Annotated in this window: 13 protein-coding genes; 6 read left to right on the top strand and 7 right to left on the bottom strand. The window is 71.0% G+C overall.

From position 1 onward, the window contains the following. The first annotated feature begins 10 nt into the window (after positions 1-10). From AC31A1_RS03635 to AC31A1_RS03645, 3 genes are read left to right on the top strand one after another with little or no spacing between them, the layout of a single operon-like run. Positions 11-1,384 (top strand): NtaA/DmoA family FMN-dependent monooxygenase, encoded by a 1,374-nt coding sequence (locus AC31A1_RS03635; RefSeq protein ID WP_489651785.1) that lies wholly within the window; start codon positions 11-13, stop codon positions 1,382-1,384. Then, complete coding sequence (locus tag AC31A1_RS03640; protein WP_489651786.1) at positions 1,381-2,460, top strand: LLM class flavin-dependent oxidoreductase; 1,080 nt, start codon at positions 1,381-1,383, stop codon at positions 2,458-2,460. The genes AC31A1_RS03635 and AC31A1_RS03640 overlap by 4 nt, the downstream gene beginning before the upstream one ends. A gap of 15 nt (positions 2,461-2,475) precedes the next feature. Beyond that, complete coding sequence (locus tag AC31A1_RS03645; protein ID WP_489651787.1) at positions 2,476-3,609, top strand: LLM class flavin-dependent oxidoreductase; 1,134 nt, start codon at positions 2,476-2,478, stop codon at positions 3,607-3,609. On the opposite strand, the gene AC31A1_RS03650 is transcribed toward AC31A1_RS03645, so the two are convergent. After that, positions 3,588-3,962, bottom strand: a complete 375-nt coding sequence (locus tag AC31A1_RS03650; protein WP_489651788.1) for a hypothetical protein — start codon at positions 3,960-3,962, stop codon at positions 3,588-3,590. The genes AC31A1_RS03645 and AC31A1_RS03650 overlap by 22 nt on opposite strands. A gap of 49 nt (positions 3,963-4,011) precedes the next feature. Here AC31A1_RS03650 and AC31A1_RS03655 point away from each other — a divergent pair, with 49 nt between their 5' ends. Next, entirely contained in the window at positions 4,012-4,461 is a 450-nt protein-coding gene (locus AC31A1_RS03655; RefSeq protein WP_489651799.1) for a GNAT family N-acetyltransferase, read from the top strand. Here the strand turns inward: AC31A1_RS03655 and AC31A1_RS03660 are convergent. The 5 genes from AC31A1_RS03660 to AC31A1_RS03680 all read right to left on the bottom strand — a co-directional run bounded on the left by AC31A1_RS03660 (position 4,436) and on the right by AC31A1_RS03680 (position 9,124). After that, positions 4,436-5,521, bottom strand: coding sequence for a phosphotransferase enzyme family protein (locus AC31A1_RS03660; protein ID WP_489651789.1), 1,086 nt, complete (start codon positions 5,519-5,521; stop codon positions 4,436-4,438). The genes AC31A1_RS03655 and AC31A1_RS03660 overlap by 26 nt on opposite strands. Then, positions 5,518-6,279, bottom strand: a complete 762-nt coding sequence (locus AC31A1_RS03665) for an ABC transporter ATP-binding protein (protein WP_489651790.1) — start codon at positions 6,277-6,279, stop codon at positions 5,518-5,520. The genes AC31A1_RS03660 and AC31A1_RS03665 overlap by 4 nt, the downstream gene beginning before the upstream one ends. Further along, the gene (locus tag AC31A1_RS03670; protein WP_489651791.1) at positions 6,276-7,049 is read right to left on the bottom strand and encodes an ABC transporter permease; all 774 of its coding nucleotides are present in this window, start codon (positions 7,047-7,049) and stop codon (positions 6,276-6,278) included. Before AC31A1_RS03670 ends, AC31A1_RS03665 begins: the two co-directional genes overlap by 4 nt. Continuing rightward, positions 7,046-8,074 (bottom strand): ABC transporter substrate-binding protein, encoded by a 1,029-nt coding sequence (locus AC31A1_RS03675; protein WP_489651792.1) that lies wholly within the window; start codon positions 8,072-8,074, stop codon positions 7,046-7,048. Before AC31A1_RS03675 ends, AC31A1_RS03670 begins: the two co-directional genes overlap by 4 nt. A gap of 129 nt (positions 8,075-8,203) precedes the next feature. After that, positions 8,204-9,124 carry an ABC transporter substrate-binding protein gene (locus AC31A1_RS03680; protein WP_489651793.1) on the bottom strand — a complete coding sequence of 307 codons (921 nt, stop codon included), beginning with the start codon at positions 9,122-9,124 and terminating at the stop codon, positions 8,204-8,206. A 390-nt stretch (positions 9,125-9,514) separates the two neighbouring features. Here AC31A1_RS03680 and AC31A1_RS03685 point away from each other — a divergent pair, with 390 nt between their 5' ends. After that, on the top strand, positions 9,515-10,399 hold the full coding sequence (locus AC31A1_RS03685; protein ID WP_489651794.1) for a sulfurtransferase: 885 nt from the start codon (positions 9,515-9,517) through the stop codon (positions 10,397-10,399). A 162-nt stretch (positions 10,400-10,561) separates the two neighbouring features. Here AC31A1_RS03685 and absR1 read toward each other — a convergent pair whose 3' ends face one another. Then, positions 10,562-11,659, bottom strand: a complete 1,098-nt coding sequence (gene absR1 / locus AC31A1_RS03690) for a beta-glucuronidase AbsR1 (protein WP_489651795.1) — start codon at positions 11,657-11,659, stop codon at positions 10,562-10,564. Positions 11,660-11,756: 97 nt separating this feature from the next. Between absR1 and AC31A1_RS03695 the strand changes: the two genes are divergently transcribed. Further along, positions 11,757-13,652, top strand: a complete 1,896-nt coding sequence (locus AC31A1_RS03695) for a LuxR family transcriptional regulator AbsR2 (RefSeq protein WP_489651796.1) — start codon at positions 11,757-11,759, stop codon at positions 13,650-13,652. The last annotated feature ends 839 nt before the right edge of the window (positions 13,653-14,491 follow it).

Genomic DNA, 14,491 nt, shown 5'->3' on the forward strand with positions numbered 1-14,491 from the left:
ACCGTACGACATGAGCAAGCCCCTGAAGCAGATCCACCTGGCCGCCCACTTCCCCGGCGTCAACAACACCACCGTGTGGAGCGACCCCGCGGCCGGCAGCCATATCGAGTTCAGCTCCTTCGCGCACTTCGCACGGACCGCCGAGCGCGCCAAGTTCGACTTCCTCTTCCTCGCCGAAGGGCTGCGGCTGCGCGAACAGGGCGGAAAGATCTACGACTTGGACGTCGTCGGCCGCCCCGACACCTTCACGATCCTCGCCGCGCTCGCCGCCGTCACCGAACACCTCGGCCTGACCGGCACCATCAACTCCACGTTCAACGAGCCCTACGAGGTGGCCCGCCAGTTCGCCAGCCTCGACCACCTCTCCGACGGCCGCGCGGCCTGGAACGTCGTCACCTCCTGGGACGCGTTCACCGGTGAGAACTTCCGCCGCGGCGGCTTCCTGCCGCAGGACGAGCGCTACTCCCGGGCCAAGGAGTTCCTCGCCACGACGCATGAGCTCTTCGACTCCTGGCACGGCGACGAGGTCGTCGCCGACCAGGCGACCGGCACCTTCCTGAGCGATGCCAAGGCCGGCGCCTTCGTCCACCAGGGTCAACACTTCGACATCCACGGCCAGTTCAACGTCCCGCGCTCCCCGCAGGGCCGCCCCGTGATCTTCCAGGCGGGCGACTCGGACGAGGGCCGCGAGTTCGCCGCGTCCAGCGCGGACGCCATCTTCAGCCGGTACAGCACCCTCACCGAGGGCCAGGCCTTCTACACCGACGTCAAGTCCCGCCTCGCCAAGTACGGTCGCAGGTCGGACCAGTTGCTGATCCTCCCGGCCGCGACCTTCGTCCTCGGCGACACCGACGCCGAGGCTGAGGACCTGGCGAAGGAGGTCCGCCGCCAGCAGGTCAGTGGCGCCACGGCGATCAAGCACCTGGAGTTCGTCTGGAACCGGGACCTGTCGTCCTACGACCCGGACGGCCCGCTGCCCGACATCGACCCGGACGTCAGCGACAACCACATCTCCAAGGGCCGGGCCCAAGTCCGCATGTACCGCGACCCGTTGGCGACCGCCCGCGAATGGCGTGACCGGGCGGAGGCGAACGGCTGGTCCATCCGCGACCTGGTCATCGAGACCGGCAACCGGCAGGCCTTCATCGGCTCCCCGTCCACGGTCGCGAAGACCATCAACGACTTCGTGCAGGCCGACGCCAGCGACGGCTTCATCCTCGTCCCGCACATCACCCCGACCGGCCTCGACCCGTTCGCCGACAAGGTCGTCCCGCTCCTCCAGGAACAGGGCGTCTTCCGCACCGAGTACGAGGGCCCGACCCTGCGCGACCACCTCGGCCTCGCCCACCCCGACGACGCGCGCGAGGAACGGGCGGCATCGTGAAGTTCCTCGCGATCACCCTCATCGTCCACCGCCCCGACCCGGTCACGGGCGTACAGAAGTCGACGCACGAGCGCTTTCGCGAGGTCCTCGACAACGCCCTGCTCGCCGAGGAGTTGGGCTTCGACGGCTTCGGCGTGGGGGAGCGGCACGAGCGGCCCTTCATCTCCTCCTCGCCGACGGTGGTCCTCAGTCACATCGCCGCACTCACCCGCCGCATCCGCCTCTTCACCGCCGTCACCACCCTGAGCCTGCTGGACCCGGTCCGCGCCTACGAGGACTACGCGACCCTGGACCATCTCTCCGGCGGACGCCTCGACTTGATCATCGGCAAGGGCAACGGCACCGCCCAGCGCGAGCTGTTCCACGTCACGCCCGAGGACCAGTGGGAGCGCAACGCCGAGAGCTACGAGGTGTTCCGGCAGCTCTGGCGCCAGGACAAGGTGACGGCGAAGACCCGCTTCCGCCCCGAACTGAAGGACGCGGAGGTGTGGCCGCGGCCGTACCAACACCCCATCCGGGTCTGGCACGGCAGCGCCACCAGCAAGGAGAGCGTCGACCTCGCCGCCCGCTACGGCGACCCGCTGTTCTCGGCGAACGTCACCAACCCCATAGAGCCGTATGCCGAGTTGATCCGCTACTACCGTGCGCGCTGGGAGCACTACGGCCACGACCCGGCGGACATCGCGGTGGGCGCGGGCACGGCCGGCCTCTACGTCGCTCCGACGACCCAGGAGGCGCTGGCCGTCTACCGGCCGATCTTCGAGAGCAACCTCGCCTTCCAGAAGCAGGTGGGCCTGCCGATCGTCTTCGAGACCCTGGAGGACTACGTCGAGCGCAGCTCCGCGCTCATCGGCAGCCCGCAGCAGGTCATCGACAAGGTGCACCGCTACCACGCGCAGTTCGGCCACACCGTGCTCCATCTCCACGCGGACGCCGGCGGATTGACGGATCGTCAGCACAAGGATTCGCTCGAACTGTTCCAGTCGGCCGTGACTCCCGTGCTGCGCAAGGACATTCCGGACCCGCCCTTCGACTGGGGACCGGTCCTGCCCGAGCCCGCGCCCGCCGACCGCTGAGGAGTGAGCGAGCACATGTCCATCCCTCTCGGCGTCCTCGACCTGGTCCCGATCTCCTCCGGCTCCACCGCGCCCGAAGCCCTGCGCAACTCCATCGAACTCGCCCAGCGGGCCGAGGAGTTCGGCTACACCCGCTACTGGTTCGCCGAGCACCACCTCAACCCGGGCGTCGCGGGCACGTCCCCCGCGGTGGTCCTGGCGCTGACGGCTTCCGCGACCTCCACGATCCGGCTCGGCTCAGGCGCCGTACAACTCGGCCACCGCACCGCGCTGTCCACGGTCGAGGAGTTCGGCCTGATCGACGCACTGCACCCCGGCCGCTTCGACCTGGGCCTGGGCCGCTCCGGCGGCCGACCGACGCCCCCACTCCCGACGGCGACCCCGGTCGTCGACGGCAAGGCTCCCAACGGCCTGCGCATCCCGCCCCGTTTCTCCTTCGAACGCCTCCTCGGCTCACCCAGAATCGCCCTTCAGCGCAAACTGCTTCTGCTACCCGACGCCAAGTCCCAGGACTACGGCGACCAGATCGACGACGTCCTCGCGCTGCTGGCCGGCACCTACCGTTCCCCGGAGGGCATCGAGGCGCACGTCGTGCCGGGCGAGGGTGCCGACGTCGAGGTGTGGATCCTGGGCAGCAGCGGTGGCACCAGCGCCGAGGTCGCGGGCCGCAACGGCCTTCGTTTCGCGGCGAATTACCACGTCAGCCCGGCCACCGTCCTTGAGGCGGCGGACGGTTACCGCGCCGCGTTCCAGCCCTCCGACGCCCTCGACAAGCCGTACGTCACCGTCTCCGCGGACGTCGTCGTCGCCGAGGACGACGAGACGGCACGCGAACTCGCCGCCGGCTACGGCCTGTGGGTGCGCTCCATCCGTACGGCCGAGGGCGCCATCCAGTTCCCCACCCCCGACGAGGCACGCGCCCACGTCTGGACCGACGAGGACCGCGAGCTGGTCCAGGACCGCGTCGACACCCAGTTCGTCGGCTCGCCCGGCCGGGTCGCCGACCAACTGGAACAACTCCAAGGGGCCACGGGAGCCGACGAGTTGCTCATCACGACCATCACCCACGATCACACGGACCGGGTCCGCTCGTACGAACTCCTCGCCCAGGAATGGAGCCGCCGGGGTCACTCCTCCCAGTCGAGCTGATGCTCCGGGGTCCCCACCGACCGCCCGTACGCGACGGCTTCGGCGCGGGCCGTTTCATCGCTGCGCCGGTACCGGAACACGCGACCGGCAAAGACGACCACCCTCTCGTCCCCCACCGTGAAGTCCGCGTACCAGCCGTTGGCGGGCTCCAACGCGTCCGCGAGCGCCTCGGCGATCGGGCCGGCGGCAGCATCGTCCTCGGCCTCCCACTCGACGAGTGTCCAGAGGGCGGGCTGCCCGGCGGTGGCGCTCGCGGACACGTCGATCCGCTCGACCTTACGGATGCGCAGGCCGTGCGGCGCGAACACGGCACCTGCGCGCAGGCTCTCACCGAGAACGTAACCCGTGATCATGTCCCATCTCCTTCTCGACTCCGTACGGCTCCCTGCCATGATCGATGCCATGGACGTCCGTATCGAACCCGCCGATGTCACCGACCTCCACCAGGTCCTGGCGGACCACGCACGCTACTGGGGAGAGCGTGACCTTCGCGCGCTCCATCTCACCGCGCTGGTGCAGGAGTTCGGGTCCACCTGTCTGGCCGCCCGCTCCGACGACGGCATCCGGGGGTATCTCTTCGGGTTCGTCACGCCTGATCGCCTCGGGTACGTGCACCTGGTGGCGACCCGGGACGACGCACGCGGCCTCGGCCTCGGTCGCAGCCTCTACGCGGCCTTCATCGAGGCCGCCGCACGGCAGGGCGCGGTCCGCCTCAAGGCCATCACCTCGGTCACCAACGAGGGTTCGATCGCCTTCCACCGAGCCCTCGGCTTCGACGCGCACATCGTGGAGGATTACGACGGCCCGGGCCGACCCCGCGTCGTCTTCACCCGCGAACTGCTGCCCCGCTAGCACCGCACAGGTCCAGCAGGCGACGCCCGCTCTCCCCGGCGAACCACTCCGCGTGCCCCGCGTAATACTCGTAGGCCAGCCGGGTGTTCTCCGCCGATCGCGTCACGCCGTGGAAGTAGCCCAGCTCGGAGAGCGCGAACTCGGCGTGGACCAGCGGGAGTAGTGCGGGGAGTGCCTTCGACTCAGTGGGGCTGAGTGGTCGTACGAACTGGTAGCCGTCGAGGAGCGCGAGCGCGTCCGCCTCGCGGACCGGGAAGCCGGGCTGGAGCCACTGGACGGTGTTGCGTTCGATGGCCGTGGCCAGGTCGTGGACGGCTGTCGTGCGGTCGGACATGCCGAAGTCGAGGGCTGTCGCGACCGAACCGTCCTCGTTCCAGAGGAGGTTGGAGGCGTGCCAGTCGTTGTGGGTCCAGAGAGGGGCGAGACCCGGGAGGTGCGGGGCCAGTTGCTCGTACAGCGGGAGCAGAGCGCGTCGCGTGTCCTCCCGCCAGGGGAAGTCCGCGAGCCCCTCTGCCAGTTGGGGGCGCTCCTCGACGTAGCGCTCCAGCTCCGCCCGCGGGTCGTCCGAGGCGAACACCGTGAACGACGCGACCAGCGGCTGCACTTGACGGCGCGGTGCGTCGAAGCCCTCCGCCGCCAGGTGCAGGCGGGCCAGCGCTTCGCCGGCCGCCCTCGCGTGGGCGGGGGAGCGGAACGGGGACCAGGACAGGGCGTCGCGGTAGAGGTCGGTGCCGACTCCGGCCGAGTGCACCTCGTAGGTCCACTCGCCGCGCGTCGCAGCGTCCAACACCTCGACGACCGGGGCGCCGCGCAGCCGCAGGTGTCGTAGGAAAGTGTGTTCCTCGGCCAGGCCCTCTGCCGTGCGGACGGAGGTGTGGTGGCGTTTCACGAAGAGGCGGCGGTTGGACCGTTCCACGACGGCCGCCGCTGACAGAGGGCGCGGGCTGCGCCACACCACCCGGGCCGGGCCGACGATGTCCGTGACCTCGGTGTCCGTCAGGGGTGGCCAGTCGGGTTCGACCGGGTCGGTGCCCAGGCCGTGGGCGAGGTGTGAACTCACGCTGTCCGCACCGCCGTTGTGCCGCGCAGGGCGTCCAGGACGCGGCGCTCGGTCGTCGCGAAGTCCGGGTTCGTGAAGTCGTCGGCGCCGCGTGGGCGGGCCAGCGGCACCTCGACGCGGTCGACGATCGTGGCCGGGCGGGGGGACAGGACGTGGACGGTGTCGGCGAGCAGGACCGCCTCGCGGATGTCGTGGGTGACCAGGACCACGGTCCAGCGGTGCCGCTGCCACATGCCGGCCAGCCACAGCTGCATCTCGGTGCGGGTGAGGGAGTCGAGCGCGCCGAACGGTTCGTCGAGCAGCAGGACCGGTCGCTCCAGAACAACCGTGCGCAGCAGGGCCGCTCGTTGCCGCATACCGCCGCTGAGTTGGGACGGGTAGGCCTTCTGGAAACCGTCGAGGCCGAAGTCGGGGAACAGCGCGTCGGCTCGTCGCCGTGCCTCCTTCTTCCCGACTCCCTGTGCCTCAAGGCCCAGTGCCGTGTTGTCGAGGACGGTCCGCCACGGGAAGAGGAGATCCTTCTGCGGCATGTAGGCGACCTTGCCCGACTCCACCCCGGCCGGTTCGCCCTCCACCAGGACCCGGCCGGTCGTGGGCCGGTCCAGCCCGGAGACCAGGTTGAAGAGGGTGCTCTTGCCGCTGCCGCTAGGGCCGATGACGGCCGCGAACTCGCCGGGCTCCACGGCGAGTTGGAGGCCCCGCAGAACCTCCAACCGCCCGAAGGACTTGCCGACGCCCTCGATACGAAGACTGCTCATGACGCCTTGTCCTCCTTCAACGCCCGCTCCCACGGCAGGACCAGCCGTTGCAGCAGATAGGTCGCCCCGAACAGGGCGGTGCTCAGCGCGGCCGTCACCGCGACCGCCGCGAACACCAAGTCCGTGCGGAACGCGCTCTTCTGCGCCTGCATATAGATCCCGAGGCCCGCCTCCGCGCCCGCGTACTCGGCGAAGACGGCGCCGACGACGGCGTAGGTGATGCTCACGCGCAGCCCGGCGAAGAAGTACGGCATCGCGCTCGGCACCCGGACCAGGCGGAACGTCCGCCACCTGCCCGCGCCCAGGGAGCGCAGCAGCCGCATCGCCTCGCGGTCGGTCGCCGCGAAGCCGGCGGCGAGGTTGGCGGCGAGCGGGAAGAACGTCGTCAGGGTCACCACCAGCATCTTCGGCAGCAGCCCGAAGCCGAACCAGATGATCAACAGCGGTGCCACGGCCACGATCGGGATGGTCTGCGAGGCGACGAGCAGCGGGTACAGGCCGCGGCGGGCCGCCGAGGAGAAGTCGAGGAGGACGGCGACCAGCCAGGCCGCCGCGAACGACAGCGCGAAGCCGAGCAGGGTCTCCTGGAGGGTGGGGAGCGTCTGGTCCCACAGGTCCTGGCGGTTCAACCAGCCCTGCTCCACTACCCGTGCGGGGGAGGGGAGAGTCGTGGGATCGACGCCGGCGGCGGTGACATACAGCTGCCAGCCGCCGAGGACCACGGTCAGGACGAGGAGCGGCGGCCACAACGACCGCAGGAGCGGCCTCACTTGGCGTCCGGGAGATAGGCGTTGGTGAAGAACGTCGACGCCTTCGGGGCCGACGTCAGCTTCTTGCCGTTCGCGTCGACCAGCAGGCCCGCCTTGTACTCGAAGTCCGCGAAGGCCTGCCAGCGCGCGGCGCTCTGCGTGCCGATCGAACCGTCCGTGCCCTTGTAGTACTCCTTGGCCAGCAGCGCCTCGCTCTCCTTCACCAGCTTGGTGTTGGTGAGGACGCTCTTGTTGGTGGAGATGAGCAAGTCGGCTGCCTGGGAGGGGTGTTCGGCGGCGTAGCGGTAGCCCTTGTCGACCGCGGCCAGGAACTTCTTCGCGACCTCCGGGTTCTTCTTCAGGAACTGGTCCGAGGACGCGACGAGGGTCGAGTAGATCGCCGGGAAGCCGTAGTCGGAGAGCTGGAAGTTCTTCAGCGGCTTGCCGTTCAGCTTCGCCTCCAGACCTTCCCAGGTCGGCATCGGCATCGCGAAGTCGGCCTTGCCGGCGTAAAGCGCCGCGTACGCCGAGGTGTTGAGAGTGACCTGCTTGAAGTCGCCCTTGCCGCCCGCGTTCTGGATCACCTTCTGCAGCAGCGGCTTCTCGTACGGGGCGCCGAAACCGGCGTACGTCTTGCCGTCGAGGTCCTTCGGCGAGGTGATGTCGTCGCGGTCGGCACGCACGGCGATCGTCACGTCGGTCTTCTGCGTCACCGCGTAGACGGAGGTGATGTCCTGGCCGGCCGCGCGGGCGGTGGTGACGCCCTCTTGGTACGAAATGCCGAAGTCCGCTTTGTGGTTGGCGATCAGCGTCTCGGGCGCGGTCGAACCGTAGGGCACGATCTTCACGTTGATCCCGGCGGCCTTGAACCAGCCCTTGGCCTGGGCGACATAGATGCCGGTGTGGTTGGTGTTGGGCGTCCAGTCCAGGGCGAGGGTGACGGTCGTGGTGCCGTCCTCCGTGGCGGCCGTGGAGTCGGCGGAGCAGCCGGTGACCGCGAGGAGGGCGGCCGCGGCTATGGCGGAGAGGGCGGTACGGCGATGCATGTCGGGTCCTTCGAGGGGTGGGAGGGCCGGCGGGTCGGGACGGTCACGGCCGACACAGCGCGCTGCCCACCCTCATGAAGTCGACGGCGAGACGCCGGGTCAGCGTCCGCGCCTGGCAGGCCAGGGATCTCATGTGGCCACGTCCAGCAGGCCGTTGGTGAAGGACTTCGCCCAGTCCCGGTCGTCCGGGATCGCACCGTTCTCGGCGAGCCAGTGCGCGTACGGACCCATCCGGCCCTCGTCGATCACACCCCAACGGCCGTCCGCGTCCGTCCAGGTGGGCGCGATCAGGGCCAGGGAACGGGCGATCAGCGGGCGCGGGAAGTACGGGATCACCTGCTCCAGCAACTCCAGGGTGGCGTCCGGCTCTTGGGCGGCAGCCGCATAACCGCGAGCCGTGACGGCGAGGAAGTCCCGTACCAGGGCGGGGTGTTGGGTGAGCAGGTCCTCGCTCGTGCCGAGCAGGTAGCTGTGGTAGCGCGGGGCGTCGATCTCGTCGACCGGCCAGGTCAGCCGCTGCTCCTCGGGTAGATCGCCGCGCAACGCGTCCCAGGACCAGTAGTTGCCGAAGGTGGCGTCCGCCTCGCCCGCCACGATGTCGTCCACGGTGAGTTCGCGGCTGCCCGCGTCCACGCTGATCACGGCGTCCGGGTCGCCGCCGTCGGCCGCCACCAGGTGGCGCACCATGGCCCGGCCGCGCGGGGTCGGGTTGTAGGCGATACGGCGGCCGGCCAGCTCGCGGGGACGGGTGATCCCGGTCGACGTGGTCGTCTGGATCGCCTCCAGGCCCCGGTGATTGATCGCGGATACGGCGATCAGCGGCTGGCCGTGCTCCGCGCGCCGGGCCAGCAGCCGGTTGGGCGGGAAGATCCCGAAGTCCACCTCGCCCCGGGCAAGGTACTCCAGCGTGTCCCCGCGTCCCGGATCCTGGACCACCAGCTCGACATCCAGACCGGCCTCCTCGTACCAGCGGCGGGCTCGGGCGACGTACAGACCGGCAGAATTGGGCCAGGGGTGGAAATAGTCGAGCATGACCCGTATGTGCGGCATGGGGGTACTCCGGGAGGTGCGCAGGCGTGACGGCGCCTGAAGGGAGGGGAAGGAGGAGGGGTGCGCGGAGGCGGTGGATCAGTGCGTGCGACAACAACAGGAGCGGCACGCACCGGTGTTGACCACCGGATGCTGGGGCTCGACTGCTGCAGACACGTGAACTCCTACGCGGGCGCTGAGGCGCGAGTGGTGCGGTCGGCGTCCCCATGGGGGCCGGACTCTCGACGAGCCGGTCCCAGACGCCCTCTCAGCCCAGCCGGGTAGGGGCTCCCGCGTAGATGGCCGTACGATAACCGCACTCCCCGGATTCTGTGCAAGCAGGGTCCGATATCCGAGACGGTCACGCCCGAGGGGTGAGACGCCCAGCTCGCGGGCGTACGATCGGCCGCCATGACCACCTCCCTGCTGCCCGGCCCGCTGGTCGACGACACCTGGCTCGCCGCGCATCTCGACGATCCCCGGCTGGTCGTCCTCGACGCCACCGCGCTCCTGCCCTCACCCCGCGAGGACGGTGACTACCGCTCCGCGAGCGGGCGCGGGACATGGGCCGAACGGCACCTGCCCGGGGCGCGGCACGCCGACCTGACCGGCGACCTCTCCGATCACGACGCGCCGTACCACTTCGCCGTGCCGTCCCCCGAGGCACTCTCCGCCGCACTGGCCCGGCTGGGCGTGGGGGAGGGCAGCGAGGTCGTCTCCTACGACAGCGGCGGCGGCATCTGGGCCGCGCGGCTGTGGTGGATGCTCCGGGCGATCGGGGTACCGGCGGCGGTACTGGACGGCGGTCTCGAAGCGTGGGAAACGGCCGGCCGGCCGCTGGCCTCCGGGGACGACACCGACCCGGTTCCGGCCGTCCGGCCCGTGACACCCGTCGTACGTCCGGACCTCTGGTCCGGTATCGAGGACGTGGCCGCCATCAGCCGCGGCGAGCGCCCCGGCACCCTCGTGTGCGCCCTGCCCACCGGCGGCTACGACGGCTCGGCCCCGACGCGCTACAGCCGCCGCGGTCACATCCCCGCCAGCCGCAGCCTGCCGGGCCGGGGTCTCCTCGACGCGTCCGGACACGTGCTGCCCGCCGAGGAACTCGCGGCGCGGGTCGGCGCGGTCCTCGACACCGACGACTCACCGGTCGTCCTGTACTGCGGCGGCGGCATCTCGGCGGCGGGCGCCGCACTCGCGCTCACGCTGCTCGGCCGTACGGACGTGTCGGTGTACGACGGTTCCCTGGAGGAGTGGTCCAAGGACCCTGCGCGGCCACTGGAGTTGGGGAGCTAGCGCACAAGGGCCGTGTGCGTCCCGGGAGTTGGGCAGCAGGACCCCGAACATGGCGGCGTGGCCGAGGAAACGTCTCCCTCCCCCGAAGGCGACGTTTCCTCGGCCGCTTCCCCCGGCGCCGGACAGTGGTCCGTCCGTCCGCGTGCGGCTGTACCCATGCTGTTACCAGCACATCACCGCGGTGTCCCCCGACCCCCACGTGGAGTACAGGCGCACACGGACGAAGTAGCGGCGGCCCTTGACGAGCCGAACCTTGAATGTGGCGTTATGCGGCGTGCCCCCGTCGTCCTGACCGGCGAGGAAGCGCGGTTCGCCGTCCCGTTCCTCGAAGACCACGACGACCGTGTCGCTGTCCCCGAAGGCCCCGACGGCGTACTCGCGTGTCTGTGTCGGCTCGATCGCGAAGTCGGCCTGCTCGCCCGGTCCCAGACGCAACGGCGCCGACCGGAACGGCACCAGCTCGGCCGGCCGGGGAGTGCCGACGGGCGGGTACCAGCGCAGAACGAACTCCTTGTCGGAGGGGGAGAGGCTGCCGTGCGGGTGCAGACCCGTGCGGTACTCCTCAGGCTCCAGGATCAGTCCCGACGCGAACGGGAACTCCATGACCGACTGCGGGTCCCAGACGGAGCCGCCCACCTCGTCCGGGTCGAGCTTGCGCAGGATGTTGAAGCGGGTCCTGTCCCGGCTCCAGAAGTTCGGCGGGCCCGCCAACTCGGCGTAGACGGCCTCGTCGTCCCAGTGGATACCGGCGAACGGGCTCTGGTGCTCGTGCAGCAGCCCCAGGGCGTGCCCGATCTCGTGCAGGGCCGTACCGCGCTGTCCGGGTGCGGTCAGGTCCCAGCCGAAGTTCATGGTGCGGTCGGACAGTCCGACGGTGAGCGCGTCGCGGCCGATCGTCGACCAGGAGCCGTCACCGGGCTGGAACCCGATGCGCAGCTCCGCCTCCGAACGGTCCCCCACCTCGGCGAATTCGACACCGATGCCGAGGCCCTGCCACTCACGGAAGCACTCGCGTACGACGTCCTGCTGCTCCTTGGCGCCGGCCCACGGCACCCGCCGCATCTCGCCCGTCCCGGGAACCGGGATGACGGAGGTGTCGGTGGCGGCCGCGTTGTCGGCGTCGAAGAAGTAGTAGTGCAGGACCGTCCCGTTGACCCACATGCGGCTTCCGCCGATGAGCGCACCGCGTCGCTCGGCGGTCAGTCCCGGTCCGAACTCCGGGGCCGACTGCTGCGCGAGGGAGCAGTAGCGGGTGGTCATGCGACCAGATTGCCGGTGACCGTTCCCGGGCGCCTGAGTCGAGGGCTACTCAAGTCACCCTGTATCAGGGGTGAGTAGGCGGGCTCATATCTGTGTGATGACTCTCGAACAGGACGCGAAGACCCTGGAACTGCCCTGGCCGTTCACCGGCCGGGAGGACGAACTCGATCTGATCCGCGGTTCGTTGACGGCCGGGCGGCACGGCATCGTGGTGACCGGTCCGGCCGGCCGGGGCAAGACCCGGTTGGTGACCGAGGCGGTCCGGGGCAGCGACTGTGCCAAGGTCACCGGGACGCCTGAGACCCACCGGATCCCCTTCGCCGCGTTCGCGCACCTGCTCCCCGAGAGCGTCACCCTGCACCGTGCGGTCCAACTCCTGTCCGGCGTCAGGCTGTTGCTGGTGGACGACGCCCATCTGCTCGACGACTCCTCGGCCGCGCTCGTCCACCAACTCGCCGTCCACGGCCGGACCCGGCTGGTGGTCGTGGTGGCCGACGGCCACCCGGTGCCCGGTGCGGTGTCGCGCCTGTGGACGGGCGAGCTGCTGCCGCGCCTCGCGCTGGAGCCACTGCCCCGCGAGGAGACGGCCCAATTGCTGGCCCTGGGGGCGGGCGGCCCGCTGGAACCCCTCACCGTCAACCGTCTGTACGGCCTCTGCCAAGGCGATCTACGGCTGCTGCGCGATCTGTTCGGCGCCGTGCGTGAACGCGGGCTGCTGACCCGGGCGACCGACTCCGGCGAATGGACGTGGCGCGGCCCGGTGCCGGTCACGGCGACGGTCAGCGAACGCACCGCGCAAGTCCTCGCCCGCACCGGCCCCGAAGAGCGCGAGAGCCTCGAACGCCTCGCCTTCGCCGAGCCGTTGGCGTCCTCGCTGGACGACTTCGACCTCGACGTCCTCGAACGCCTGGAGACCGAGGCCCTGATCCGCGTCGACGACCAAGGCGCCGTCCGCCTCGCCCACCCCCTGCACGGCCCCGCACTGCGCGCCGCGGCCGGCCGGCTCCGGGCCCGCCGACTGGCCCGCACCCCGGACCAGTGCACCCCGGCCCTCGCGGCCGAACGCTCCGCCCTGACCGACCGCATCGACCGCACCGACGTACGCCCGCTGCCGACGCCCGTGGGGGAGTGGCTGGTGGCGGAGGGCGCACCGGTACCGGCCGGGTACGCCGCCGTCCGCGCACGGTTCGCGCGGCTGCGGGGCGAGTTGCGTGAGGCGGCGGCCTGGGCGCGAGAGGGGTTGCGCGAGACCTCGGGCAGCCGCGCCTGCGCAGCCGAACTCGCCCTGGCCGCAGCCCAGTCGGGCGACGTGCCGGCCACCGACGAGGCCCTCGCCCACCGTCCCGCGTCCGGCGACGCGGGCAGCTGGGTGGCGGCGGCACGCGGCGATGTGGAGGCGGCCCGCGAGATCGTCGACGGCAGGTGGAGAGAGGGCGACGAGACCCGCGGCCTCACCCCCGAGGACGGCAGGCCCGCCGCGTACGTCCTCTACGACGCCGTACGCCTCGGCGCTCCCGAGCGCGTCGCCGGCCGGCTCGCCCGACTGCCCGGCGAAGGACCGGCCGTCCTCGCGAGGCACGCGGAGGCGTTGGTCGAGGGAGACGGCCCCGCGCTGGACAAGGTGGCAGGGGAGTTGGAACAGCGAGGCTTCCTGCTCTTCGCGGCCGAGGCACACGCCCAAGCGGTACGCGCCCACCGCGACCCCCGCGCCGCCCGCATGTCCCGCACCCGAGCGGTCGCCCTGGCCCGCCGCTGCCAGGGTGCCCGCACCCCGGCCCTGTCCGGCCTGGTCCTGGGCGAACTCACCGCCCGCCAGCGCCAGATCGTCACCCTCGCCGCCGCGGGCCTCAGCAACCGCCAGATCGCCGACCGCCTCACCCTCTCCATCCGCACGGTCGGCAACCACCTCTACAGCGCCTACGCCCGCCTCGGCGCGAGCGACCGCGGCGCACTCCCGTGGCTGGTGGAACTGCCCGCGGCGCAGTCGGCGTGAGGGGACAGCGACGCTGGGCCTGACCGGTGACCATCACGGCACGGGTCCGGCTCAGCCGGTCGGCACGTAACTGTCGTGCCGGTTGGGGCGGTTGCTCCGTGCGCTACACCGCCGACCGGGCCAGGCGGGGCCGGCCCGGGCGAGGATCCGTCGGTTCGGCCTGACCGGTCGAGGGGGCTGGCCAGGCCGAACCGACAGACGCGTGGGGCGGCTTCGATACGTCTGCGGGGCGCGGGTGGGCCCGAGCGGGATCGGGCAGGCTGCGCCGGACAATCCGCGCCGTGGCCGGCCCACCGCCGAAGCCGAGTCGCCCCGCTGGTTGCCCAACCGCCCGGGCTCCGCCAACTGCCGCCCGGCCTTCGGGCTCCGTTGGGCGTCCAGCCTTCCGGGCTCCGCTAACCGCCCGGTCTTCGGGCTCCGTTGGGCGTCCAGCCATCCGGGCTCCGCCAACTGTCCAGCTGCCCGGGCTCAGTCGACCGCCCGGTTCTCGGGCTCGATCGGTCACCCAGCTACCTGGGCTCCGCCGACTGCCCAGCTGCCCGGGCTCAGTCGACCGCCCGGTTCTCGGGCTCGATCGGTCACCCAGCTACCTGGGCTCCGCCGACTGCCCAGCTGCCCGGGCTCAGTCGACCGCCCGGTTCTCGGGCTCGATCGGTCACCCAGCTACCTGGGCTCCGCCGACTGCCCAGCTGCCCGGGCTCAGTCGACCGCCCGGTTCTCGGGCTCGATCGGTCACCCAGCTACCTGGGCTCCGCCGACTGCCCAGCTGCCCGGGCTCAGTCGACCGCCCGGTTCTCGGGCTCGATCGGTCACCCAGCTACCTGGGCTCCGCCGACTGC

The organism is Streptomyces sp. P5F9, from assembly GCF_057961495.1.

What these genes read in the sequence shown, in the direction of transcription:
- AC31A1_RS03650 (WP_489651788.1), bottom strand. Translation starts at nt 3,962, where the DNA reads ATGATCACGGGTTACGTTCTCGGTGAGAGCCTGCGCGCAGGTGCCGTG.
- AC31A1_RS03645 (WP_489651787.1), top strand. Translation starts at nt 2,476, where the DNA reads ATGTCCATCCCTCTCGGCGTCCTCGACCTGGTCCCGATCTCCTCCGGC.
- AC31A1_RS03680 (WP_489651793.1), bottom strand. Translation starts at nt 9,124, where the DNA reads ATGCCGCACATACGGGTCATGCTCGACTATTTCCACCCCTGGCCCAAT.
- AC31A1_RS03695 (WP_489651796.1), top strand. Translation starts at nt 11,757, where the DNA reads ATGACTCTCGAACAGGACGCGAAGACCCTGGAACTGCCCTGGCCGTTC.
- AC31A1_RS03675 (WP_489651792.1), bottom strand. Translation starts at nt 8,074, where the DNA reads ATGCATCGCCGTACCGCCCTCTCCGCCATAGCCGCGGCCGCCCTCCTC.
- AC31A1_RS03665 (WP_489651790.1), bottom strand. Translation starts at nt 6,279, where the DNA reads ATGAGCAGTCTTCGTATCGAGGGCGTCGGCAAGTCCTTCGGGCGGTTG.
- AC31A1_RS03685 (WP_489651794.1), top strand. Translation starts at nt 9,515, where the DNA reads ATGACCACCTCCCTGCTGCCCGGCCCGCTGGTCGACGACACCTGGCTC.
- AC31A1_RS03635 (WP_489651785.1), top strand. Translation starts at nt 11, where the DNA reads ATGAGCAAGCCCCTGAAGCAGATCCACCTGGCCGCCCACTTCCCCGGC.
- AC31A1_RS03655 (WP_489651799.1), top strand. Translation starts at nt 4,012, where the DNA reads ATGGACGTCCGTATCGAACCCGCCGATGTCACCGACCTCCACCAGGTC.
- absR1 (WP_489651795.1), bottom strand. Translation starts at nt 11,659, where the DNA reads ATGACCACCCGCTACTGCTCCCTCGCGCAGCAGTCGGCCCCGGAGTTC.